The 24,186-nt window shown below is 63.0% G+C and carries 24 protein-coding genes and 1 tRNA gene; 6 read left to right on the forward strand and 19 right to left on the reverse strand.

Features of this window, described 5'->3' with window-relative positions:
• Window position 1: 1 nt before the first annotated feature.
• The 4 genes from K3756_RS12865 (at window position 2) to K3756_RS12880 (ending at window position 4,641) form a co-directional block, all read left to right on the forward strand.
• Window positions 2-958, forward strand: coding sequence for an ABC transporter permease (locus K3756_RS12865; protein ID WP_259987980.1), 957 nt, complete (start codon window positions 2-4; stop codon window positions 956-958).
• 103 nt (window positions 959-1,061) lie between these two features.
• The gene (locus K3756_RS12870) at window positions 1,062-1,877 is read left to right on the forward strand and encodes an ABC transporter permease (RefSeq protein WP_259987982.1); all 816 of its coding nucleotides are present in this window, start codon (window positions 1,062-1,064) and stop codon (window positions 1,875-1,877) included.
• Window positions 1,874-3,514: an ABC transporter ATP-binding protein gene (locus tag K3756_RS12875; protein WP_259987983.1), complete on the forward strand. Its 1,641-nt coding sequence runs from the start codon at window positions 1,874-1,876 to the stop codon at window positions 3,512-3,514. The genes K3756_RS12870 and K3756_RS12875 overlap by 4 nt, the downstream gene beginning before the upstream one ends.
• A gap of 290 nt (window positions 3,515-3,804) precedes the next feature.
• On the forward strand, window positions 3,805-4,641 hold the full coding sequence (locus tag K3756_RS12880) for an alkaline phosphatase family protein (RefSeq protein ID WP_259987984.1): 837 nt from the start codon (window positions 3,805-3,807) through the stop codon (window positions 4,639-4,641).
• Window positions 4,642-4,644: 3 nt separating this feature from the next.
• Here the strand turns inward: K3756_RS12880 and K3756_RS12885 are convergent, their stop codons facing one another.
• The 12 genes from K3756_RS12885 to K3756_RS12940 all read right to left on the reverse strand — a co-directional run bounded on the left by K3756_RS12885 (window position 4,645) and on the right by K3756_RS12940 (window position 17,270).
• A complete protein-coding gene (locus K3756_RS12885; RefSeq protein ID WP_259987985.1) occupies window positions 4,645-5,589 on the reverse strand; it encodes an alpha/beta hydrolase fold domain-containing protein in 945 nt (314 codons plus the stop codon).
• A complete protein-coding gene (locus K3756_RS12890) occupies window positions 5,574-7,451 on the reverse strand; it encodes an acyl-CoA synthetase (RefSeq protein ID WP_259987986.1) in 1,878 nt (625 codons plus the stop codon). The genes K3756_RS12885 and K3756_RS12890 overlap by 16 nt, the downstream gene beginning before the upstream one ends.
• 190 nt (window positions 7,452-7,641) lie before the next feature.
• Window positions 7,642-8,073, reverse strand: coding sequence for a peptidoglycan-binding protein LysM (gene lysM, locus K3756_RS12895; protein WP_259987988.1), 432 nt, complete (start codon window positions 8,071-8,073; stop codon window positions 7,642-7,644).
• A 73-nt stretch (window positions 8,074-8,146) separates the two neighbouring features.
• Complete coding sequence (locus K3756_RS12900; protein ID WP_259987990.1) at window positions 8,147-9,949, reverse strand: ABC transporter transmembrane domain-containing protein; 1,803 nt, start codon at window positions 9,947-9,949, stop codon at window positions 8,147-8,149.
• Window positions 9,950-10,046: 97 nt separating this feature from the next.
• A tRNA-Gly gene (locus K3756_RS12905) sits at window positions 10,047-10,120 on the reverse strand.
• A gap of 93 nt (window positions 10,121-10,213) precedes the next feature.
• Window positions 10,214-10,933 carry an Asp/Glu racemase gene (locus tag K3756_RS12910; RefSeq protein ID WP_259987992.1) on the reverse strand — a complete coding sequence of 240 codons (720 nt, stop codon included), beginning with the start codon at window positions 10,931-10,933 and terminating at the stop codon, window positions 10,214-10,216.
• Window positions 10,930-12,078 (reverse strand): Xaa-Pro peptidase family protein, encoded by a 1,149-nt coding sequence (locus K3756_RS12915; protein WP_259987994.1) that lies wholly within the window; start codon window positions 12,076-12,078, stop codon window positions 10,930-10,932. The genes K3756_RS12910 and K3756_RS12915 overlap by 4 nt, the downstream gene beginning before the upstream one ends.
• The gene (locus K3756_RS12920; protein WP_259987996.1) at window positions 12,078-13,118 is read right to left on the reverse strand and encodes a pyridoxal-phosphate dependent enzyme; all 1,041 of its coding nucleotides are present in this window, start codon (window positions 13,116-13,118) and stop codon (window positions 12,078-12,080) included. The genes K3756_RS12915 and K3756_RS12920 overlap by 1 nt, the downstream gene beginning before the upstream one ends.
• 73 nt (window positions 13,119-13,191) lie before the next feature.
• Window positions 13,192-13,770: a hypothetical protein gene (locus tag K3756_RS12925; protein WP_259987998.1), complete on the reverse strand. Its 579-nt coding sequence runs from the start codon at window positions 13,768-13,770 to the stop codon at window positions 13,192-13,194.
• Window positions 13,767-16,001: a xanthine dehydrogenase family protein molybdopterin-binding subunit gene (locus tag K3756_RS12930; RefSeq protein ID WP_259988001.1), complete on the reverse strand. Its 2,235-nt coding sequence runs from the start codon at window positions 15,999-16,001 to the stop codon at window positions 13,767-13,769. Before K3756_RS12930 ends, K3756_RS12925 begins: the two co-directional genes overlap by 4 nt.
• A 3-nt stretch (window positions 16,002-16,004) precedes the next feature.
• Complete coding sequence (locus K3756_RS12935) at window positions 16,005-16,463, reverse strand: (2Fe-2S)-binding protein (RefSeq protein WP_259988003.1); 459 nt, start codon at window positions 16,461-16,463, stop codon at window positions 16,005-16,007.
• Between the two features lie 30 nt (window positions 16,464-16,493).
• Window positions 16,494-17,270 (reverse strand): SDR family oxidoreductase, encoded by a 777-nt coding sequence (locus K3756_RS12940; RefSeq protein WP_259988004.1) that lies wholly within the window; start codon window positions 17,268-17,270, stop codon window positions 16,494-16,496.
• A 109-nt stretch (window positions 17,271-17,379) separates the two neighbouring features.
• Between K3756_RS12940 and K3756_RS12945 the strand changes: the two genes are divergently transcribed.
• The gene (locus K3756_RS12945; protein ID WP_259988006.1) at window positions 17,380-17,916 is read left to right on the forward strand and encodes a TetR/AcrR family transcriptional regulator; all 537 of its coding nucleotides are present in this window, start codon (window positions 17,380-17,382) and stop codon (window positions 17,914-17,916) included.
• A gap of 18 nt (window positions 17,917-17,934) precedes the next feature.
• On the opposite strand, the gene K3756_RS12950 is transcribed toward K3756_RS12945, so the two are convergent.
• Both K3756_RS12950 and K3756_RS12955 read right to left on the reverse strand, forming a co-directional pair.
• On the reverse strand, window positions 17,935-19,047 hold the full coding sequence (locus K3756_RS12950) for an S-(hydroxymethyl)glutathione dehydrogenase/class III alcohol dehydrogenase (RefSeq protein WP_259988008.1): 1,113 nt from the start codon (window positions 19,045-19,047) through the stop codon (window positions 17,935-17,937).
• A gap of 74 nt (window positions 19,048-19,121) precedes the next feature.
• Window positions 19,122-20,090 carry an NAD-dependent epimerase/dehydratase family protein gene (locus tag K3756_RS12955; RefSeq protein WP_259988010.1) on the reverse strand — a complete coding sequence of 323 codons (969 nt, stop codon included), beginning with the start codon at window positions 20,088-20,090 and terminating at the stop codon, window positions 19,122-19,124.
• A 91-nt stretch (window positions 20,091-20,181) separates the two neighbouring features.
• Here K3756_RS12955 and K3756_RS12960 point away from each other — a divergent pair, with 91 nt between their 5' ends.
• A complete protein-coding gene (locus K3756_RS12960) occupies window positions 20,182-21,066 on the forward strand; it encodes a LysR family transcriptional regulator (protein ID WP_259988012.1) in 885 nt (294 codons plus the stop codon).
• On the opposite strand, the gene K3756_RS12965 is transcribed toward K3756_RS12960, so the two are convergent.
• Genes K3756_RS12965 through K3756_RS12985 form a run of 5 tightly spaced genes read right to left on the reverse strand, consistent with a single transcriptional unit; the run spans window position 21,053 to window position 24,186 of the window.
• On the reverse strand, window positions 21,053-21,454 hold the full coding sequence (locus K3756_RS12965) for a monovalent cation/H(+) antiporter subunit G (protein WP_259988014.1): 402 nt from the start codon (window positions 21,452-21,454) through the stop codon (window positions 21,053-21,055). The two genes, K3756_RS12960 and K3756_RS12965, sit on opposite strands and share 14 nt — an antisense overlap.
• On the reverse strand, window positions 21,451-21,738 hold the full coding sequence (locus K3756_RS12970) for a K+/H+ antiporter subunit F (protein WP_259988016.1): 288 nt from the start codon (window positions 21,736-21,738) through the stop codon (window positions 21,451-21,453). The genes K3756_RS12965 and K3756_RS12970 overlap by 4 nt, the downstream gene beginning before the upstream one ends.
• A complete protein-coding gene (locus K3756_RS12975; protein ID WP_259988019.1) occupies window positions 21,735-22,235 on the reverse strand; it encodes a Na+/H+ antiporter subunit E in 501 nt (166 codons plus the stop codon). Before K3756_RS12975 ends, K3756_RS12970 begins: the two co-directional genes overlap by 4 nt.
• A complete protein-coding gene (locus K3756_RS12980) occupies window positions 22,235-23,836 on the reverse strand; it encodes a monovalent cation/H+ antiporter subunit D (RefSeq protein ID WP_259988021.1) in 1,602 nt (533 codons plus the stop codon). Before K3756_RS12980 ends, K3756_RS12975 begins: the two co-directional genes overlap by 1 nt.
• Window positions 23,833-24,186 carry a Na+/H+ antiporter subunit C gene (locus K3756_RS12985; RefSeq protein WP_259988023.1) on the reverse strand — a complete coding sequence of 118 codons (354 nt, stop codon included), beginning with the start codon at window positions 24,184-24,186 and terminating at the stop codon, window positions 23,833-23,835. Before K3756_RS12985 ends, K3756_RS12980 begins: the two co-directional genes overlap by 4 nt.

Consider the following 24,186-nt stretch of genomic DNA (forward strand, 5'->3'; position numbering starts at 1 on the left):
CATGGGTCCCATACTCTCACTGGTTGCCCAGCGCCTCGCGCTGGGCATCCTGCTCCTCTTTGCCGCCTCGATCCTCATCTTTGCCGGGACCACCATGCTGCCCGGCGACGTGGCGCAACAAATCCTCGGTCAGGGGGCCACACCGCAGGCGCTCGAAAACCTGCGCGCCGCACTGGGCCTGAACGACCCGCCGGTCACCCGCTACTTCAACTGGCTGGGCGGCGTGCTGCAGGGCGATCTGGGCACCGCACTGACCAATGGCCGCGACATCGCCGAAAGCATCGGCGGGCGGCTCAAGAATACCATGTTCCTCGCCTTCTGGGCCGCCGCCGTTTCGGTGCCGCTGGCCATCTTTCTGGGCCTTCTTGCCGTACGCTACAAAGACCGCTGGCCGGACAAGCTGATCTCCGGGGTCACGCTGACCACCATCTCGATCCCCGAATTCATGATCGGCTACATCCTGATCTACTGGCTGGCGATCAAGCTGCGCTGGTTCCCTTCCGTGGCGCTGATGAACGATTCCATGAGCCTTGGCGAAAAGCTCAACGCCATCGCCATTCCGGTTATGGTGCTGACGCTGGTGGTGCTGGCCCACATGATGCGCATGACCCGCGCGGCCATCCTCAACGTGATGCAATCGGCCTATATCGAAACCGCCGAGCTCAAGGGGCTGCGGCTGCTCACGGTGATCCGCAAACACGCCTTTCCCAACGCGGTCGCGCCCATCGTCAACGTGGTGATGATCAACATGGCCTATCTCGTCGTGGGGGTCGTGGTGATCGAAGTGGTCTTTGCCTATCCCGGCATGGGGCAATACCTCGTGGACCACGTCAGCAAACGCGATGTGCCGGTGGTGCAGGCCTGCGGGCTGATCTTTGCCGCCGTCTATATCGGGCTTAACCTGGTGGCCGACATCGTGTCGATCGTGACCAACCCGCGGCTGAGGCACCCCAAATGAAAAATCCCCGAATTTTTCATTTCGTGCGACCACGCGTCTTTGCATCGCAAAGGTGCCGGGAGGCACTCGGTAGCTATTCCGGGAACCATAGGACCCGTACCCCATGATCCGCATTCCACCCGCCGCCCTGATCGGGCTGTTCTTCACCGCCGTGTTCTTCTTCTGCGCCATCTTCGCGCCCTTCATCGCCCCCTACGGCATGGCCGAGGTCGTGGGCGACGTGTGGGAGCCGCCCTCGGACCGGTTCCGCCTCGGCACCGACAGCATCGGGCGCGACCTGCTCAGCCGGATGATCTGGGGCGGGCGCACCACCATCTTCATTGCCACCGCCGCCACCGTGCTGAGCTTCGTGACCGGATCGGTGCTGGGCTTCTTCGCCGCCGTGTCGGGCGGCTGGATCGACCAGCTGCTCAGCCGCTTTGTCGATCTCATCATGTCGATCCCCTCGCTGATCTTCGCGCTGGTGGTGCTGTCGGTGATGCCGACCACCATCGTGACGCTGATCGTGCTGATGGGGCTGCTGGACAGCACGCGGGTCTACCGGCTGGCCCGGGCTGTGGCGGTGGACATCACGGTGATGGACTACGTCGAGGCCGCGCGCCTGCGGGGCGAAAAGATCTGGTGGATCATCTTCCGCGAAACCCTGCCCAATGCGCTGTCGCCGCTGGTGGCCGAAATGGGGCTGCGGTTCATCTTCATGGTGCTTTTCGTGTCGACACTGTCGTTTCTGGGGCTGGGCGTGCAACCGCCGCAGGCCGACTGGGGCGGCATCGTGAAAGAAAACAAGGAAGGCATCAACTACGGCATTTCCGCCGCCCTCTATCCGGCGGTGGCCATCGCGGTGCTGTGCATTTCGATCAATCTGGTGGCCGACTGGATCCTCAGCCGCACCACCTCGCTGAAAGGGGGCCGGGGATGAACGACACACCCCTTCTGCAGGTACGCGGGCTCAAGATCGGGGCCACCATCTACCCCCCCGGCGAACGGGCGCGCGACATCGAAATCGTGCACGGGGTCGATTTCGACCTCGAGGCGGGCAAGGTGCTCGGGCTCATCGGCGAATCCGGTGCGGGCAAATCCACCATCGGTCTGGCGGCCATGGCCTACGGGCGCGGCGGGGTCGAACTCACCGGCGGCGAGGTCATCGTCAACGGCCGCGATATCCTGCAATCGCGGCCGGGCGACGTGCGAAGCCTGCGCGGGGCCGAAGTCACCTACGTCAGCCAATCGGCGGCGGCCTCGTTCAACCCGGCAAAACGGATCATGGAACAGGTCACCGAAGCCGCGATCAGCCAGGGCAAATTCAGCCGCAAACAGGCCGAGGACCGCGCGGTCGCGCTCTTCGACAAACTCGGCCTGCCCGATCCGCAAAACATCGGCAACCGCTACCCCCATCAGGTCTCGGGCGGCCAGCTCCAGCGCTGCATGACGGCGCTGGCCCTGTGCCCGCAACCCGATCTGGTGGTCTTTGACGAACCCACAACGGCGCTCGACGTGACCACGCAGATCGACGTGCTGGCCGCGATCAAGGAAGCGATCCGCGACACCGGCGTGGCCGCCCTCTACATCACCCACGATCTGGCCGTCGTGGCACAGGTCAGCGACCACATCATGGTGCTGCAACAGGGCGCGATGGTCGAATACGGCACCACCGAGCAGATCATCAACGCCCCGCGCGAAGACTATACCAAGGCGCTCGTCTCCGTGCGCTCCATTGAACACGCCGAAAAACAGCCCACCGACAGCCCCGTTTTGCGGGTCAGCGGCGTGACCGCGCGCTACAAGGGTACGAATTTCGACGTGCTCAAGGATATCAACGTCGATCTGCACCCCGGCCAGACACTCGCCGTGGTGGGCGAAAGTGGCTCTGGCAAATCGACGCTGGCGCGGGTCATCACCGGCCTGCTGCCGCCCTCGGCGGGCACCATCACCTTTGACGGCCGTCCCCTGACCCCCGATCTGGCCACCCGCCCGCGCGAGGATCTGCGCGAGTTGCAGATGATCTACCAGATGGCCGATACCGCGATGAACCCGCGCCAGACCGTGGGCACGATCATCGGCCGGCCGCTCGAATTCTACTTCGGGCTCAAGGGCAAGGCAAAACGCGACCGCATCCAGGAACTGCTCGACGAAATCGAACTGGGCGACGGCTTCATCGACCGCTACCCCGCCGAGCTGTCGGGCGGCCAGAAACAGCGCGTCTGCATCGCCCGCGCGCTGGCGGCCAAACCCAAACTCATCATCTGCGACGAAGTCACCTCCGCGCTCGACCCGCTGGTCGCCGACGGCATCCTCAAACTGCTCTTGAACCTCCAAAAGATCGAGGACGTCGCCTATCTCTTCATCACCCACGATCTGGCCACGGTCAAAGCCATCGCCGACAGCATCGCGGTGATGTATCAGGGCGAGGTCGTGCGCTACGGGCCGAAATCACAGGTCCTGTCGCCCCCCTTCGACGCCTACACCGACCTGCTGCTCAGCTCGGTGCCGGAAATGAAGATCGGCTGGCTCGAGGAAACGATCGAAAACCGCCGCATGGAAAGCGCTGGCAACTGAGGAACACACGCAACGCATTCTGCCCGCCCGCATTCACGCGGCACGCTCGACGCGGGGCACACCGGGCGGCTTCATCTTGCCTTTAAACTCACCTGCGCACGGTCTGTTTACCCCGCCCGGCCCGTGATTTCCGTGCACGTTTGGTGCACAGGCTGTGTACAAACTGTGCCAGCTGTTTCACCCTTCAAAATATACGTAAACCGCCGCTGCGAATCGCCGGGGCGGTGCACAGCCTTCCTGCGTTGCCCCGCCCCACCCGACGCAACACCCCGAACCCGGAGACCCGCACCGTGAAACCCAAACTCCTGCTCATCATTCTCGACGGCGTCCCATGGCGCAACTGGCGGCGCTTGTTCGGCAATCTCGAAGGCTGGGTCGACAGCGGCGATGCCCGCGTCTGGAAAATCCGCTCGGTGCTGCCGTCGATCTCCGCGTCCTGCTATGCCTCCATCCACACAGGCGTCGCACCGGCCGTGCACGGCTGCACCGGCAACGGCAATGTTTTCCGCCTGTCACAGCCCGATGTGTTCTCGCAGGTGGCCGCCTCCGGTGGGGTCACGGGGGCGGTGGCGCACAGCTTCTGGTCCGAGTTTTTCAACCGCGCACCCTTCGATTTCGTGCGTGACATCGAATACGACGAACCCGACAGCACCACCATCCACCACGGCCGTTTCCACACGATGACGGGCTACGGGCTGATCAACCAGATGACCCCGTCCGACGTGGACCTGTTCGCCACGCTGACCAACCTGTGCGGACGATTTGGGTTGAATTACGGGATGTTACATACCTGCACGCTGGACAGCATGGGACACAGGTTCTTCCATGACAGCCAGGAAATGGACCACGCCTGCGCGGTGATGGACGAAATGCTTGCCCCCTTCATCCCGAAGTGGCGGGCGATGGGGTACGAGGTGATCGTCACCGCCGATCACGGGCAGGACGCGCGCGGCCACCACGGCGGGCGCGATCCGCTGCAACAGGACGCGGCGCTCTACTACTTCGGGGACGCGCAGGGGCCCGCGTCCGATACCCTGCTCGACCAGCTCCAGCTTGCGCCGACCATCCTGTCGCTGCTGGGCGCCGACATACCGGATACGATGGCCGCAGACCCCTTCTTGCGGTGACGCTCAAAAGGGCCAGTCGCCCTGTCCCAGATCGGTGATGGCCGCGATGACGCGGCCGAAAAGCTTCGCCGCCCGCGCGCTCGAATGGCGCGCGCGCAGGCACCCGTGCACCAGCCCGTCCTCGTTGAACCACACGGCCTTGCCGCCCGCCGCCAGCACCCTGTCGCGATAGGTTTCCCCGTCGCTGGCCAGCGGATCGCAGGCAGCGGTGATCAACACGCTGGGGGGCATGTTTCCGAAATTCAGATCAGACAGCGGCGCGTAGCGCGGATCGAGTTCCACCTCATGCGCACCGCCCGCCCGGATGCGATCGTATTTGACGATATCGGCCAGCGTCAATTCGGGCGCATGCGCGTGGGTGACATAGCTGCCGGTCGTCCTGTCGCCGCCCAGACCGGGATAGATCAGCACCTGCCCCGTAATCCGGTTGTCGACGCGGCTCGCTCCGGTCACCGCCGCGCCGAGGGTGCCACCGGCGCTGTCACCTGCAATGATAATCGGGCCCGACGTCTCGCGCCGCAGAGCATCGTAGGCCGCATACGCATCGTTGTAGCAGGCCGGAAAGGGGTTTTCGGGGGCAAGGGCGTAGTCGACCGACAGCACAGTGTAGCCGCTGCGCGCACAGATTTCCGCACAGATGTCATCATGGCTGTGAAGCCCGCCCACGACGAACCCGCCGCCGTGGAAATACAGGACGACGGCATCGGAGCCGCCGCAGCTGTATCTGCGGCAGGGCACACCGCCATAGATCGTATCGTGTGATCTGACACCGTCGGGATAGGGCGCATGGAACGCCTCGCACATGGTGTCGTAGAGCGCGCGCTGAACCTTGATGTCGAAATCGACAGCGCCCTCTGGGTACAGGGACGCGGAGAGGTCCAGATAGGCCTTAATCTCCGCGTCCAGCAGCGTCGTGTAATCCGGCTTAGAAATCAGGCAGCTTCCCACTGGTTCACAAAATCACCCAGCACCTTGCCGACGTCTTTCTCGTCGGTGCCGTTCATCGCGACACAGGCCACGAGCCCGCGCTTTTTATCATCGATAACGTGGTCAACACGCGCATCCAGCCCCGCTTTTTCCAGCGCGCCGTCGTAGATGCGTGTGATCGCGTGGCGGCGCAGATCGGGCTTGAAGATCTTGCCCACAGCCGTTTTGGGCAGCTCGTCCATGATGGTCATATGCTTGGGGTGCGCCGCGCGTTCGTGCACGTGCTCCTTGCAATAGCCCATCAGCTCCTCGGTCGTGACGCTCGCGCCTTCGACCAGTTCGACAAAGGCACAAGGGACTTCGCCTGCATGCGCGTCGGGCTGCCCGATGGCGCCCGCAAAGGCGACGGCCTCGTGGCCCAGAAGCGCCTCTTCGATCTCGGCGGGATCGATGTTGTGACCGCCACGGATAATGAGGTCCTTGGCACGGCCGGTGATCCACAGATACCCGTCATCGTCACGACGGCCCAGATCGCCCGTGCGCAGGTAATCGCCGTGGTAATACAGGTCCTTGTTCTTTTCGACCTCGGTATATGTCGCACCCGCGTTGATGCCGGGGTTCGAGATACAGATTTCGCCGATCTCGTCCGTGCCGGCATCGACGGGGCCGTTTTCGGTGCCCTTGATGATGCGCACGTCGGTGTACGGGAACGGCAGGCCGATGGAGCCGACCTTGCGCAGCCCGTCCGTGGGGTTGACGGAAACGAGACAGGTCGCTTCGGTCAACCCGTAGCCCTCGATCAGGGTAATGCCGGTGGCCGCCTCGAACCGCTTGAACAACTCCAGCGGCAAAGGCGCGGAGCCTGAAAAAGCCGTTTTCACGGTCGAGATATCGGCGTCGATCGGGCGCTGCATCTTGGCGGAAATGGCCGTGGGTACGGTGATGATGAAGGTCACCCCCCAGCGTTCGATCAGCTTCCAGAAATTGTCGAACACGCCGTCGCCGCGGTAACCCTGCGGCGTTGGGAAAATGACGTGCGCGCCTGTTGCGATGGCCCCCATCAGGACCGGATGGCAGGCAAACACGTGGAACAGGGGCAGCGGGCACATCAGCACGTCTTTTTCGGTGTAAAGAAGCTCACCGCCCAGCCAGCCGTTGTAAACCATGCCGGAATACTTGTGCTGCGCCACTTTCGGCATGCCCGTCGTGCCGCCCGTGTGGAAATAGCACGCAACGCGGTCTTCGGTGCTGTCCGCAAAGGTGAGTGTCTTTGGCTGCTTGTCCAGTTCCGCGTTGAGGTTTTTGTAGGTCGCGTGGTTCTGCGCGGTCCGCTTGGGACGGACCAGCGGCACGATCCACGATTTGGGCGGCGTCAGATAGCGCAGCAAATCGACCTCGAGCACTGTCTCCACATTTGGAGCGAGCGCCACGGCTTCGGCGGTTTTATCCGCCACATCCGTTTTCGGAAAAGGCCGCAGCGTGACGACAACCTTTGCACCAGTCTCGCGCAGGATCGCACCGATCTGTTCGGCATCCAGCAAGGGGTTGATGGGGTTGACGATACCCGCGATCGCCCCGCCCATCAGGGTGATCGCCGTCTCGTTGGCATTGGGCAGCACATAGGCCACCACGTCTTTCTCACCGATGCCAAGGCTGCGGAACAGATTTGCCGCCTGCACGGATTTGTCGTGGAACTGCTGCCACGTCAGCGTTTCGGCCTTGTCCTTAGGACCCGAAAACAACTGGTAGCTGATGGCCTTGTGGGACGGGTATTTGGCCGTCGTGTTCGATAACATCTGGTAAAGTGTCGTGGGCAGATCGCGCTCGCCATAGGCGCCTTGCGCCTCGATTGCCTTGCTTGTTTCGATTCCCGAAAACGCCATGGTGTCTCCTCCCCGAGATGCCATTTTTATATATGTAGCCTTGGGCGGGCACGATGGAGATGTTGGGGGGGAATTTCAAGCGCACTCGGCCCAAGACGCAGCGTCAATATCGGGCACGCGGGCCCGCCCCTGCCCCGCCGCGAAGTCGCGGCCCGACAAAGCATCGGGCCGCAGCTCAAAAGTCATCCGCTCAAAGCGTTGGAATACGCAGAACCTGACCGGGATAGATTTTGTCGGGGTCCGACAGCATCGGCTTGTTGGCTTCGAAAATCTTCTGGTAATGCGCGCCGTTGCCGAGCGTTTTTTCCGAGATCGCCCAGAGCGTATCGCCTTTTTCGACCGTGTGGAATGTCGGATCGCCGTCGCCGCCCGATACGTCGTCCTCGACCTCGGCCACGCCTTCGACGTTGCCCACCGCGAGAATGACCTTTTCCTTCATTTCCTGACTGGCCGCGTTGCCGGTCACCTTGACCTTGTCGCCGTCCACCGAAATGTCCAGACCCTCGGCATCGAGCCCCAGTTCCTTCAGTTCGTCCTTGAGCGCGGCACCGGAGACTTCGGCGTCATCGCCGCCGCCGAATACTTTCTTGCCCGCGCCTTTTACAAAACTCCACAAACCCATTCTGATCTCCCTTTTTCATTGTCGTATGTGTGCGCCGATTGTTTCGACCCGCGCACCATACCGCAAGGGGGAATCATTCAGCCGCAATGCCATCGGTGAACTGCAACCGCGCCAAACGGGCGTAAAGCCCGCCCTTGGCGACCAGCGCGTCGTGGGTTCCCGTCGCCACGACACGGCCCTGCTCCAGCACGATAATCCGGTCTGCCTTTTTCACAGTGGCAAGACGGTGCGCCACAATCAACGTCGTGCGGCCCACCGACAATTCGTCCACCGCCCGCTGCACCGCCCCTTCGCTTTCGGCGTCAAGCGCGCTGGTCGCTTCATCGAGCAGCAGCACCGGCGCGTCGCGCAGGATGGCGCGGGCGATTGCGATCCGCTGCTTTTGGCCACCCGACAACATGACACCGCGTTCGCCCAGATAGCTGTCGTATCCGTCCGGCAAGGCGGTGATGAAGTCATGGGCCGCGGCAGCACGCGCGGCCGCGTCGATCTCTGCATCGCTGGCGTCGGGACGGCCGAACCGGATGTTTTCGCGCGCGGAGGTGGCAAAGATCACGGGGTCCTGCGGGACAAGCGCGATATGCCGTCGAAACGCGTTGCGGCTCAGGTCACGCAGATCGACCCCGTCAAGCGTGATGCGGCCGGACTGCGGATCGTAAAAGCGCAGGATCATCTGGATGATCGTCGTCTTGCCCGCGCCCGAAGGCCCGACAAAGGCGACCGTTTCGCCCGGTTCGATCCGGATATCCACCCCGTCGAGCGCGGCAACCTTGGGCCGCGCGGGATAGTTGAAGCTGACGTTTTCGAACGCGATCTGTCCGCGCACGGGTGTGACCAATGCGGTCGGTGTATCGGCGTCGCGCACGGGATCATCGGCCTGCAACAGTTCGACCAACCGTTCCGTGGCCCCCGCGGCGCGTTGCAGTTCCGACCAGATTTCCGACAGCGCGGCCACGGCCCCTGCGACCATCACGGCGTAAATGACAAACTGGACAAGGGCGCCCATGCTCATCACATCCGACCGCACATCCCGCGCGCCGATCCAGAGGACGCCCACGATGCCGCTGAACACGAGGAAAATCACAATCGCGGTCAGGTAGGCGCGGGTGCGAATGCGGCTGCGTGCCGCGACATAGGAATTTTCGGTCATGTCCGCGAACTGGCCGCGGCTGGCGACTTCGTGGGTGAAGGCCTGTACGGTCTGCACGGCACTCAGGCTTTCGGAGGCATTGCCCGAGGACGCCGCGATCCAGTCCTGGTTTTCACGGCTCAGCACCCGCAGCCTGCGCCCCAGGAGCAGGATCGGAACGATCACCGCGGGCACCAGCAGCAAAACCAGCGCTGTCAGCTTGGCCGATGTCAGCATCATGAATGCCAACCCGCCGATAAAGATCAGGATGTTGCGCAGCGCGATGGAAACGGATGATCCGATCACGCTCAAGATAAGGGTGGTGTCTGTCGTGATGCGGCTGAGGACTTCGCCTGTCATCAATTGCTCAAAAAAGACGGGGCTCATCCCGATGACCCGGTCGAACACGGCCTTGCGAATATCGGCCACGACCCTTTCGCCCAGACGCGTGACCAGCGCATAGCGCAGAGCCGTGCCCAGTGCCAGAAATCCCGCAATGGCCAGCGCCGCGATGAAATATTGATCAAGCAGATGGGCTTCGGCGGTGTTGAAATTGTCGATCACACGGCGCACGGCCAGCGGCAGGGTCAGCGATATGATTGCCGTCAGGACCAGCGCCAGCAGTGCGGCCACCATCAGGCCGCGGTACGGCAACATGAACGGGGCGAGCGCCCGCAAGGCACCGATCTTGCGCGACTTGGCACGCTCTGCGTCGGCGGGCGGTGGGGGCGTGGGTGTGTCAGCCATGCGCTGTCCTTCAGAATGTCGTGACGGCTTCATGGCCCGCAAGGCGCAGGGGGTCAAGCGCAGCAAAGGTCGCAGTTTGCAATGACACAGGGAGGATTGGAGCGGGCGACGGGAATCGAACCCGTATCATCAGCTTGGAAGGCTGAGGTCTTACCATTACACAACGCCCGCGTCGCGTTCAGATGGGGTAAGCGATGCTGCGCGGGGCGTCAAGATGTTCGCGGTCGATCGGCGGCGCGTTTTTCGCGCAAATTCCGATACGCCCTACAATCGGCCCAGTGCACCCGGCAGATTGGCGGCCGGTGCGCCCATGTGCCAGCCCAGCACAAGGTTGCTCGATAGACAGATCAATCCGGTATCGCGCTCGACCGCGTCGATGATATCGAGAGTTCTGAGGTTCGTGCAGGACAGAAAGATCGCATCGGCCTGTGCGTCTCGCGCCAGCTTCACCGCCGCCTCAAGGGTCGATTCAGGTGCAATCCGCGCGACACGGGCCTCGACCGCTTCGTCGAAAGACCCCATGACAGGCGTTTGCACACCTTGGTCGCCCAGAGCATGGCGCAGCGTATCGGAGACCGATGCCACGTAGGGAGACAGAAGCACCAGCCGCCCGAGATCCAGCGCCCGGCACGCGGCGACGAGCGCAGAAAGCGGGTCGGTCACCCGCGCGGCATTGCACCCTGCGGATATGCGTGTCGATACCTGCTCTGCCCCGATCTGAGCCGTGGCCGACGTACAGCCATAGCCCACACAGGAGAACCGCGCTGCAGGCGGCAGAAGAGATGCGGCGTCGGTCAACCGGTCCGCCATCGCTTGCAGGCTGGCTTGGGACACCTCCGCACCGCTGGCCACACGGGTGATGTGCAGGGGCACCGACGCCGGCAGCATCCGGCGCATGTCGCCTTCGATCGTTTCATCGACCTGAAGCGCGATCAGCCCGAGCGCCGGATCAGATTGCGTTACCGTGTAGGGCAGCACGGTCATATTTGCACCAGTTCCCGCGATGCGCGCGGCGACAGGAACCGACAGCCTTCTTGCGTGATGGCGATCACCTCCTCGTGCACCATGATACGGCCGGCGGCCACATCCATGCCCGGCTCGAGCGTGATGACCATGCCGGGTTTCAGTGGCGTGTGATCGGCAGGCACCAAGGATAATCCTTCGGTCAGTTGCATGCCAAGCCCGTGGCCCAGCCTGCCCGCATCCGACCCGCCTGCGCCGCCGGTGACGATCCTGTCCATCGCATGAAACAGCTCTGCAGCGGTCGCGCCGGGGGCCGCGATATCCGCGGCTGCGTCGACCGCATCGATCAGGCGGGCGTGCGCCTCCCGCGCAGCGGTATCCGGCGGGCCAACCGAAAAATTGCGGTCAAAGTCGCAAAAATAGCCATCCCAGACCAAACCGGTGTCGAGCATTAGCACATCACCGCGTGCCAGAGGGGTATCGGCCGCGGGGGAAATGACATCACTGTACCCGCTCGGCCCGGCGCCCCCCGCAAGATACGGCACCCAATCGGCCCCATGCCCCAGACAGGCGGCCTGAAATTCACGAAACACCTGCGATAGCGGCGTTCCTTGCGCCGCGATACGCGGTACATCGGCGAAAGCAGCCGCCGCAATATCACATGCCCGCGCAATCTTGGCGATTTCGCGGTCGCTCTTGATCGCGCGCAGGCGGCGCATGATGCCGTTTGCGCTACCGATCGTGCCGTCACAGCCCGCAACGACGCGCGCCCAGTCGGCCAGCGGCATGCGGATGTGGGTTTCCGGCCCCGACGGGACACCGATCCGCCCTGCCCCGGCCACCTGATTGAGGGTGTCAATCAGAAGGCTGACCCCGTCGTCGTGCGGATCAGGGGCGCGCCATGTGCGGATATCGCTCAGCCACGTCTGCGCCATGAGCGCGGCACCGATGCTGGGGATCACAGCGATCGGGTCGCCCGCGGCGGGAACGATCACGAACCACGGACGGGTCGGGCTTTCCCAGAAACGGGTCAGGAAACCGGTGAAATAGCGCACGTCGGCTTCGGTTGACAGCAGCAGGGCTTCGATACCGGCGCTGGCCATGTCTTTTTGTGCATGGGCGACGCGGATTTCGAATTCGTCCTGGGGAAATCCGCGTTCCTGCATCAGGCGGGCCCTTCGCTGAGCACGCACAAAACGCGCGAGGCGGCGGTTATGCCCAGCGCCTCTTTCTGCGCGTCGTCGAGGGACGCAAGGGCCGCCAGCCCGGCCGCACCGGACGGGGATGCAGGCATGCCCGCGACCATTGCGAGCCCCGCACCCGCCTGCCCTTCGGCTTCGGATATCAGGGCAAAGTCATCGGCATCACGGGCCAGCCCCTTGAGCGCAATCAGCGAGGGGGTCTTGCAATCGAGCCGCCCCATATCGGAAACGGGTCCTGCCGTATCCACGCATTTGCCTGCCTTGATCGACGCATGCAGCGCGGGGGCGGCATCGGGTTCGACCACCACGATGCGCGGGCCATCCCCCCACGCCTCGCGGGCCAGAGCCGCACAGGAAGCGGCAAGACCGCCCACGCCGGCCTGCAGAAAAATATGGGTCGGCATGTCCTCGATCTCGGCAATGACCTCGGCCATCAGCGCCAGATACCCTTCCATCAAACGATGCGGCCGCTCGGTGTAGCCGGGCCATGAGCTGTCGGACAAAAGCTGCCAGCCGTTATCGTCGGCGGCGCGGGCAGCCGCGGCCATGCTTTTTTCGTAGGTGGCCCCTTCGCGCACGACGGTGGCACCCTGCTCTTCGAGCCGCCCGGCAAAGCTTTCGGGTACGGATTGCGCGATGTAGACCACTGATTGCGCCCCGAATGCAGAAGCCCCTGCCGCCACGGACATGCCGTGGTTGCCCGCACTAGCGGTCACATAGGTATGTCCTGTGACACCCGCCGGGCTTTGGGCATCGGTCGCGATGACATAGGCGGCCCCCAGCGCCTTAAAGCTGCCCAGCCCCATGCGACCGCGTTCGTCCTTGATCCACACGGTCGTGACACCGGTTTCAGTGGCGATCGCTTCGGAATGGACAAGCGGTGTAGCGGCGGCGACGGGGCATCGCGCGAGCAGAGCCTGCGCAGTGGCGGCATCCCGGCTGGGAAGCGGTATGTCATCGACGCCTTGCAGCGCTGCGGGACGGGTGATGTGATGAATTTCCATAGGCGGATCAAGACAAGCCCGCACCGTCGCGGTCAAGCACATTCGCGGCGTCCATCACCCGAATGCGACGCCTTTAGCCTGCGTTGTCACAAGGGGTTCCGGCAGCGACCCAGATATCGAGGTTCTCCAGAAGCTGCGCAAGAGTACCCGGCGCTGCATCGCGGCCGCCACCGGGCGTAAAGCCCCAGTTGACGAAAGCGCTTTGCGCCAGATGATCGGATAGCGCGGCCATGTCGAAGCCATCGTTGGTGTCGGGGTTGCGCAATTGGCGGCAGACCTCCGCGCTGGATTTGCCGCGCCACGCCAGTTCAACGGGGGGCAAGCGCCACGCATCATCGATCTGCGGCGCCGCGTGGGGCCGGTCATTGGCGCCCGCCGCGCCGATGTGGCAGGTTCGACAGGGCACGCTTTCGGCCCCGATGCGGCTTTCTCCCGCAATGATATTCATCGCATGCAGCCGGTCAGGCCCGTAGCCCAATCCGGCCCACCCGGGACGCCCCGCCGCGCCCACATGGCAGTTGGTACAGCGCGGGTGCGACGCGACCGCGTAGATATCCGCCCAAGCGGCGAGCCCGGCGTCGCGGTCGGTATCCTGAGCCAAGACCCCCGTGGCAGACAGGGCGAGACCCAAGCCAAGTGCGAGGCGCTTCATACAAAGTCCACCGTGTTCCAGAACGGCATTTCGCGCAGCCGCGTGCCGGTGGCCACATAGATCGCGTTGGCCAGGGCCGCGGGTGCGGGCGGCACAGGAGGCTCGCCCACGCCGCGGATCTGGCTGTTGTTCTCAAGTCCGCGCACTTCGATTACGGGGCACTGGTGCAATCGCATGCCTTCGGCCATATGGAAATTCGTTTGCTCGGGTACCCCAGCGTCATAGGTGATTTCGGAGTTCATGGCATGGCCCAACCCCCAGATAACACCGCCCGCGACGACATTTTCGAATGTCACCGGATCCACCACGCGGCCCACTTCGGCGGCCACCCAGACGCGGTCGATGCGAATGCCGTCAGGTGTATTGGTCACCTCGACCACCTCGGCCGTTGGCACCCCGAACGACGTGACAAGCGCCACGCCCCTGCCGCTTCCCGGCGCAAGCGGCGCGCCCCAGTCCGACATCTCGCCGACCGCCTCGAGCACGTGCCGCGCGTCGGGATCGTTGGCCAGCCGGAGGCGTTCTTCCAACGGGTCCGCCCCTGCGGCGTGGATCACCTCGTCCATGAACCCTTCCGCGAAAAACCCCGCGGTCGACGCGCCTACAGACCGCCAGGATGATGTGGGGGCAAGCTCAGGCACCGCATAGGCACGCACCCGCAGGTCTGGAATGGCATAGCGCATGTTCCACGCGCCTGCCGCGATCTGCGTATCGGGACCGGGCAGCGGCTGGCCCAGACGCGCGGCCTGGCTGCGGGCGGCGGAGACTGTCGCGATATCGAGATCGAGCGCGGTGACCTGCCCCTGTGCCACGGCCCCGCGGCCCCGCGCCATGCCGATCTGGCGCATGTAGTCCTGCACAAAATCCTCTTCGCGCCGGAAGGTCAGTTTGATCGGCGTGCCCGGCATCTGGCGCGCCACGTCCACTGCGCGGTCGATGTTATCAAATTCCAGACGGTGGCCAAAGCTGCCGCCCGCATACTGGTTGTGCAGATGTATGTCTTCCGCATCACGCCCGAGCGCCGCTGCCACGCGTTGTTGGACAAACCGGGGGAGCTGATGCGCGGCCCAGATATCCACACGGTCGTCACCGACCTTCACCACGGCGCTGAGCGGTTCAAGAGGTTGGTGGGCAACGTAAGGCGCGCGGTACTCTGCTTCGATGACCTGCGCGCCATCAAGGGCGGCGTCGACATCGCCGTCGGCGCGCCATTCCTTGTCCAGCCTTTCGGGCGTAAAGGACGCGGCCACTTCGGCCCAATGGTCGGCTTGCTGGGCAGGGTATGGCCCATCCCCCCAAGTGATATCGATCTCTTCGAGCGCGCGAAATGCCCGCCACGTGTTATCGGCGATCACCGCCACGCCGCCGTCAAGCGCCACGATCTTCTGCACGCCACGCATGTCCTTTGCGCCGCTCGCATCAAAGCTTTGCATTGCGCCGCCCTTGTACGGGTTCATCCGGACGGACGCATGCAACATGCCGTCCATTTCAAGATCGATGCCATAAGTCTGCGTGCCTGTGGACTTTGCCTTGATATCAAGCCGTTGCACGTCTTGGCCGATAAGACGCCATTGCGCGGGATCACGCAGCGGCACATCCGTGACAGGCTCAAGCGTTGCGGCGGTTGCGGCCAGATCGGTATAGGCGCGCTTGGTGCCATCGGGCAGGATCACCTGCCCGGCTTCGGTGCGCATGTCTGCGACGGCAAAGCCGGTCTCCTGCGCCGCTGCCAGCTTGAGCGTTTCGCGGGCTGTCGCCCCTGCCGCACGCAGCTTGTCGAAACTGTCCGGCACGGAGGTGGATCCGCCCGTCACCTGAGCGCCGAGCAATTTGATCGCAGCGGACATCACCCCACGCATCGTCTGTGCGCCAAAGCCGTCATCGTTGAATTTAAAGGGCACCGCATCACCGGCCAGCGCGGTATTGTAGTAGGCCGCCGCCGGAACCCCGGGCGCGGTGGTGATCTGGTCCAGCTCGACGTCGAGCTCTTCGGCGATCAACGTGGCCTGCATGTGCGCCGCACCCTGTCCGATATCGGTATGTGGCGTGATCAACGTGATCCGGTCCGCGTCAATCTTGACCCAAGGGTTGAACACCGCCTCGCCCGCGTCTGCGGTCAGCGGGTTGTCGTGGGGTTTGCGCACCATGTAGGCGCCGAAGGCCACGCCGCCGGCGATGGCGGCCGATCCGATGATGAAGCTGCGCCGTGCAATTGTTCTGGCTCGACCCATCGCTTAGCCCTCCTGCAAGGATGCGGCGGCGGTCTTGATCGCCGCGCGGATGCGGGGGTAGGTCCCACACCTGCACAGGTTCCCGCTCATCGCGGCGTTGATCTGTGCGTCGGTAGGATCGGGATTGAGGTCGAGAAACGAGGCCGCCTGCATGATCTGGCCCGACTGGCAGTAGCCGCATTGCGCGACTTGGTGATCGACCCACGCCTGTTGCACCGCGTGCAGGCTGTCGGGGCTGCCGAGCCCTTCGATCGTGGTAATATCGCCGTCCACATCCCCTGCCGCGAGCTGGCAGGACCTGACAGCCACACCGTCCACATGCACCGTGCACGCGCCGCATTGGGCGATGCCGCAGCCGTATTTTACGCCCTTGATGTCCAGTTCATCGCGCAGCACCCACAGCAGGGGCATGTCATCTTCGACATCCACGTCGTGGACGGTCCCGTTCACGTTCAATTTCACTGCTTTGTCCCCTTTCGCCCCGCAGAGCGCTTATTTCTTCTGCATGCCTTCGACCATTTTCAGCACCGCCCGGCGGGGCAGCAACGGCACGATCCAGTTGACAAGAAAACCGAGCGGCCCTTCGTTCACGGTCACCAGCGCACCGCGTGTCATTGCCTCATACCCGTGTTTGGCGACCGACGCGGGCGATTTGCCACCGCCCTTGACCAGATTGGTGCCGTGAAGATCAGCGGCATCGGCAAAGCCGGTCTCTACGTAGCCGGGTGCCAGCACCGTGACGGTCACGCCGCGGGGGCGCAATTCGTGGTCCAGCGCTTGCGAGTAGGACTGCACGAAAGCCTTGGTCGCGAAATAGACGTTCTGCAACGGGCCGGGCATGAACCCTGCGGTCGATCCGACGTTGAGAATGCGCCCGCTGCCCCTTTCGGCCATCTGTGCCCCGAACTGGTGGCTCAGCGTGACGAGCGCCTTGACGTTGAGGTCGATCATCGACAGCTCTTTGTCCAAATCGCGGTCGACGTGGGGCCCATGCCCGCCAAAACCGGCATTGTTGATCAGGATATCAACGCCAAGCCCGGCTGCGGCGACCTGATCGACAAGATCTTGTGCACCACCGTCGGCGCCGAGATCGAGTGCAAAGACATGCGTTTTCACGCCGTGCGTGTCGCGCAGTTCGTCCGCCAGTTTGTCCAGCTTGTCGCGGCTTCTTGCCGTGAGGATCACGTCGCCGCCCTTGCGGGCATGCAAATGCGCGAAGGCTTCGCCGATCCCGGAGGAGGCTCCGGTGATGAGTGCAGTTTTGGCCATGGGCTTCTCCTTCCGAAAAGTTCAACAAGCGTTGACGTTCAATCTACGCCCTGCGCGGCCCATGTCAACGCATGTTGACAAAAATCGGGAGGGCGATAATGAAGGATGCATGAACAAAGCATTGGCCACACGCGAAAAACTGCTGATCGAGGGCACGCGACTGTTGTGGGCGCGTGGATATTCGAATGTGCCGCTGCGCGAAATCGCGCTTGGTGCGGGGGTCGATGTGGCGCTGGTGTCGCGCTATTTCGGCGGCAAACGGGGATTGTTCGAAGCCACGCTCGACGGTGCGTTCGAAACACCGCCGGTGGCGCATGCGGATGACCTGATCGAAACGGTGGTGCGCATGTTTGTCGATGCCCCCCGCACGGGCGAGATGCCGTCGATCCTGCAGATGATGCTGATGAACGCACATGATCCGGAAGTCGGCCCGATGGTGCGCGACCAGCATGCGCGGATCATGCAGGCCAAGCTGGAGCAGTTGATCGGCGACGCCCCGCGCGCGGCGCTGTTCATGGCGGCAATCCTCGGGATGAGCGTGGCGGAAAAGACATTGCACCTGTCGGGCATTGCCGCGCCGACGACCCGCGCTTACGCGGACCAATTGCGCCATATGTTGCGCGCCGCACTCAGCTACGAAGGCTGAACGCGGCGCGGCGGATCATCAGAATTCGACGACAGCGCGGATCGATTTGCCCTCGTGCATCAGATCGAAACCGTGGTTGATCTCGTCAAGCGTCAGCTTGTGGGTGATCATCGGATCAATCTCGATCTTGCCGTTCATGTACCAGTCAACAATCTGCGGCACATCCGTGCGTCCCTTGGCACCGCCAAAGGCCGTGCCCCGCCAGACCCGGCCGGTCACAAGCTGGAAAGGACGGGTAGAGATTTCCGCTCCGGCGGGTGCGACGCCGATGATGATGCTTTCGCCCCAACCCTTGTGCGCGGCTTCCAGAGCAGTGCGCATCACCGTTGTGTTGCCCGTTGCATCAAAGGAGTAATCCGCGCCCCCGCCTGTCAATTCCACAAGATGCGCGACCATGTCGCCATCGACATTCTTGGGGTTCACAAAATCGGTCATGCCGAAATAGGTGCCGATCTCGGCCTTGTCGTCGTTCAGGTCTACGCCGACGATCTGGTCCGCACCGGCCAGCCGCAGGCCCTGAATGACGTTGAGCCCGATGCCGCCCAGACCGAACACAACGCAACGCGCGCCGATTTCGACCTTGGCGGTGTTGATCACAGCGCCGATGCCGGTGGTGACGCCACAACCGATGTAGCAGATCTTGTCGAAAGGCGCGTCCTTGCGGACCTTTGCCAGCGCAATTTCGGGCACCACGGTGTGGTTGGCGAAGGTCGAACAGCCCATGTAGTGATGGATCGGTGTGCCGTCGAGCATGGAAAAGCGGGTCGTGCCATCCGGCAACAGCCCCTGCCCCTGTGTCACGCGGATTTTCTGGCACAGGTTTGTCTTGCCGCTCAGGCAATATTCGCACTCACGGCATTCAGGCGTATAAAGCGGGATCACGTGGTCGCCGGGTTCGAGTGTGGTGACCCCTTCGCCGACCTCCAGCACGACGCCTGCGCCCTCGTGTCCGAGGATTGCGGGGAAAATGCCTTCGGGATCATCGCCGGACCGGGTAAATTCATCGGTGTGGCACAGGCCTGTGGCCTTGATCTCGACCAGCACCTCGCCTTTTTTGGGTCCTTCGAGGTTCACCTCCATGATTTCGAGCGGTTTACCTGCTTCGACGGCGACGGCGGCACGGGTTTTCATCGGGGGATCCTCCTTGGGTGATTTGTTTCAAAAGGCCCAAGCAGGCGTGGCTTGTCAAGCAACGTGGCGCATGGCTACTCGGCGGCGGCCATCGGGCGCAGGGGCTGTCCGGCCGCAGGCGCGCCAAGAAAAACATCATCCATTGCCGCGCCAAGGGGGGTCGCGGTGAACCGGGGCAGGAAGGCGCGCAACTTGCTGTCCGCCAGACGGTGGGGCACGTCCCACAGATAACGCATTTCGGCCACCTCGCGCATCAACGGAGAGGCGATGCCCATCACCCGGATCAATGGCCAGGGAATGGTCTTGTGCCGCAGGCTGCCCCCGATCTGTGCTTCGATGGCCGACTGAAGCTCTGCCCCGGTCAGGCTGAACCCTTCAAAATTGAATTGCTCGAAGCCGCGCAGCGTCTCGCGCCGCTCTGCCAGACCGACGAGCGCGCGTGCCATATCCGGCAGGTAAGCCCAGGCGTGCATCGCATCCACGCGCCCGGGATAGGTGAAAATGCCCCTATCCACGCGGTTGATGATCTGGCTGTCAAACCAGTTTCCCGTTTTCGCGGCTTCGATGAAATCCCCGCCCCGCAGCACGATGGTACGCAGCCCGCGGGATGCTGCGTCGGCGAAAGCGTTTTCCATCTCGACCCGCAGCACCCCTTTGCGCGAAGTCGGCACGAAGGGCGTGTCTTCGGTCAGATCCGCGGGGGCGTCCGCGCCGTAGTTGTAGACATTGCCCGGCACCATGACCGTGGCCTTGGCGGCAAGTGCTGCGCGGATCACGTTTTTGGTTGTCACCGGCAGCAGGGCTTTCCATGCCGGATAGGGCGGATTGACCGCATGCACGATGACATCGGCAGGCGCACATATATGTTCGAGAGCAGCTGCATCGGTGACGTCGCAGGCGATCGTTTCGACCTGTGCGACACCGGGCACCGGGAGCCCGTCGCGGCTGACGGCGACGACACGCCAGCCCGCATTTGCGAATGCTGTGGTGGCGGCACGGCCAAAGCGGCCCTTGGCGCCGAGTATGAAGACAGTTCTACTCATGATGGCAATCCTTCGCTCTGTTAGGTGATATAGATTTCGCATCGCGGAATTGAATGGCGTAGTCCTAAAAAACCGATACAGTCATTCAAATATGGATAGCAGCACGCAGATACCCTGGCACTTGTTGCAAAGCTTTGCCGCGATGACACGGCACAAATCGCTGTCGGCCGCAGCAAGCGCGACCGGAGCGAGCCAGCCCACGCTCAGCCGTCATCTGTCCCAGTTGGAAGAACGCGTGGGCCACCGCCTGTTTTACCGCGACACAAGCGGGTTGGAACCGACGCCCGAGGGGTTGAACCTGCAAGTCTATGCCGAGCGGATGCTTGAGGCGGCGGCGGGCATTTCGGTGGAGGATACATCCGACGGACCAGTCGCAGGCACCGTGCGCATCACCGCGAGCAGGGTGGCGGCCAGCTACCTGCTGCCGCCGATGTTGCAGGCGTTGCGGCTGCGTCACCCGCGGCTGTCGGTCGAGCTTGTCGCATCGGATGAAACGCACAACCTTTTGCGCAGGGAGGCCGATCTGGCCATACGCATGTACCGTCCTACGCAGAGCGATCTGATTGCGCGCAAGGTGGCCGAACTGCCCTTGGGGGTCTTTGCCGCGCGCAGCTATATTGCGCGGCGCGGATTGCCCGAACACATCGGGGATCTGCACCGGCATGACGTGATCGGATACGACCGCAGCACATTGATCATCGACGGCATGGCCCGCATGGGCATGAAAGTGGAGCGGTCATTCTTCGCGTTTAGATCGGACGATCAGGTCGCCTGCTGGAACATGATCCGCGCGGGGTGCGGGATCGGGTTTGGACAGGTTGCAATTGGCCGCGACGATCCCGACCTGGTGCAAATTCAGCCGACGCTTGACATCGGCAGTCTGCCTGTCTGGCTGGCGGCCCATGCCGAATTGCGATCAAGCCCCCGCGTGCGGCGCAGCTTCGACGCGCTCGCCGAGGCGTTCAAAGCGTTTTGAGCGGTTTGTCCGTCGTGTCGGGGATGGTTTCGTACCCGTCAGGACGGTCCAGCGTTGCCCAGTCTTCGCCTGTGGGCAGATCGGGAGGCGTGTCGCAGGAGCGCACGTGGATGTTCACCTTGGCCATGAAGTTCGCGGAAATCGGCGCGGTCACGAAAAGGAAGGCCATGATAAGCACCTCGTGCATCGCACCGTCACCGAACACATAGCTGTGGATCATCGATGCCATCAGCAACGAGCCGATCCCGATGGTACCCACCTTTGTCGGCGCGTGCAGACGCGTCATGCTGTCGTTGAATTTCAGCAGACCGATGGCACCGACAAGGGTGAACCCCGCGCCGACAAGCAACCAGAAGACAACGGCGTAAACGGCGATTGTTTCCATCATTCGATGATGTCCCCCCGTAGCACAAACCGCGCATAGGACACGGTCGACACGAACCCGAGCATGGCGATGATCAGTGACGCTTCGAAATAGATGCGGCTGCCTTGCGACAACCCCATCAACACGATCAGGCCGATGGCATTGATGACCATGGTGTCGAGCGCGAGGATCCGGCTGCCGGTATCCGGCCCGATGACAAGCCGCGTCATGGCCATGATCTGGCTGATCCCCACCGCGATGAACGCAACGATGATCGAGATGTTCATGATTTCTGTCGCAAGGCTCATCGGAAAATCTCCTTCAGGCGTCGCTCGTAGCGGTTCTTGATGTTTTCGACTTCTGCCTCCGGGTCATCGGTATCGAGCACATGCACCAGAAGGTAATGCCCGCTCGCGGATAGATCGGCGGAGACCGTACCGGGCGTCAGGGTGATCGTACCGGCAAGCACGGTGATCGCCTCGGGTTGGCGCAACTCGAGCGGAACAATGATCCACGCCGGCCGCAGATTGGCGTTCGAGCGCGTCAGAACGATCCAGGCGACCTGCAGGTTCGCGACGATGATATCCCACAGAACCATGGCGGAATAGGTGAGCATTTTGCCCATATTGAAACCGGTTGGCCGTTCGGGCCACCACGCCGCCGTCAGGCGCGGGATGATGATGCCGAGGATGACACCGAATACGACCATCCCCGCGGAAACATTGTTTTGCAGCAGGGTCCAGACAACCGCCAGCAACAGGGTCAGCAACGGATGCGGAAAGAGCCATTGGAACAGGCGTACCATCAATGCGTCTCCCCTTCGGTCTTGGTCTCGTCTCCGGTTTTGCCGTCCGTGTCGTAGTCGGCCTTGGCGTCTCCGGCGCGGCCGAGCTTGCCCGGTGTGTTCATCACGGTGTCGATATAGGGCTGCGGCGCATAGAGCTGTGCCGCGGTCGCCGTGTTGTACTCATATACCCGGCCCGCAAATCCCGTGAGCGCCAGAAGAAGGGCCAACAGCCCGCCTACGGCCACGTAGGACAGCGTTGCGGGAGGTGCCGCAGGTTCGGCGGTCTCGTCCACCTCGACCGATTGCGCCTTCCAGAAGATCGTGCTGCCCGCGCGGGCAAAACCCACGACGCTGACAAGGCTCGACACCAGTATCAGGGCCCAGGTCCAGACCGGCAATGGCCCGTCCAGCGCGGCCTGCAGGATCATCAGTTTGCCCACAAAGCCCGAAAGGGGCGGCAGGCCGGTCATCGCAATCGCGGCGGCCATGAATACACCCGCGGTCAGCGCGGCCCCCGCAACGGGTGCCGCCGTTTTGAGCTTCACGTGACCACGGCTCTGGCGCACCAGATCTACGATCAGGAACAGGCTCGCTGCCGCCAGGGTCGAATGGATCATATAGTAAAGTGCCGCCGCAAGGCCTGCTTCGCTGAACAATGCGACGCCGATCATGACCATGCCCATCGAACTGATCACGGCGAACGCAACAAGACGGTCGAGTTTCTTGGCCGCCAGAACACCGACCGCGCCCACCGCCATCGACAAGAGCGCCGCTGGCAGCAACCACACATCGTGCAGACCTGCCGTCAGTTCCAGATCGGCGGGGAAGACCAGTGTATAGACCCGGATAATGGCGTAGCCGCCGACCTTGGTCATGATCGCAAAGAGTGCTGCGACGGGCGCAGGCGCTTCGGCATAACTTGACGGGAGCCAGAAATGCAGCGGCACGATTGCAGCCTTGATCGCGAAGACGAGGATCAACAGCACGGCGGCCACGCGGATGCCCGCGCTCGCGTCCGGGTCGATCAGCTGGGTACGCTGCGCCAGATCCGCCATGTTGAGCGTACCGGTTTCGGCATAGATGGCGCCGAGCGCAAACAGGAACAGGGTCGAGCCCAAGAGATTGAACAGCACGTATTGCACACCCGCCCGCAGGCGCGCATTGCCGCCCGAATGGATCATCAACCCGTAGGACGCGATCAGCAACACCTCGAAAAAGACGAACAGGTTGAACAGGTCGCCCGTCAGGAACGCGCCCGAGATGCCCATGATCTGGAACGCGAAGAGCACGTGGAAGTGTCGGCCCCTTTCGTCCCATTTCGATCCGATGGCATAGAGCAGGACGAACAGCGACAAAACGGCCGTCAGCAGCACAAGCATCGTTGACAGCCGGTCCCCCACCAGCACGATCCCGAAGGGCGCGGCCCAGTCGCCGAGCTGGTACAGCAGCACGGTGCCGTCAGAGGTCCGCAATGCAAGTCCGAGGGCGATCGCGATCTGGACCAGAACACCTACAACGGAAAACACCCGCTGGATGCCGATGTGATAGCGCGCGGCCAGAATGATAAAGGGCGCCACCATCGCAGGCAGCACGACAGGCGCAATCAGCCAATGGGTCATGCGGCGTCTCCCTTCTTGCGGGCCTGTTTGGCGGGCACGTCATCCACGTGGTCGTCGTCGGTGCCAAGGTAGGCACCAAGCGCAATCATCACGATTACGGCCGTCATCCCGAAGGAGATCACGATCGCCGTCAGGACAAGCGCCTGCGGCAGCGGATCAGTGTAGGTGGTGGCATCCGTAAGGATCGGTGGTGCCTGTGTCGTCAGACGCCCCGACGCGAACAGAAAGACGTTCACGGCATAGGTCAGCAGCGACACACCTAGGATCACGGGAAACGTGCGCAGGCGCGTGACCAGATACAGACCCGCGGCGGTCAGGATACCGATGGCAGAAGCGACGAGAAATTCCAT

This window comes from Sulfitobacter sp. S190 (assembly GCF_025141935.1).
GTDB lineage: Bacteria > Pseudomonadota > Alphaproteobacteria > Rhodobacterales > Rhodobacteraceae > Sulfitobacter.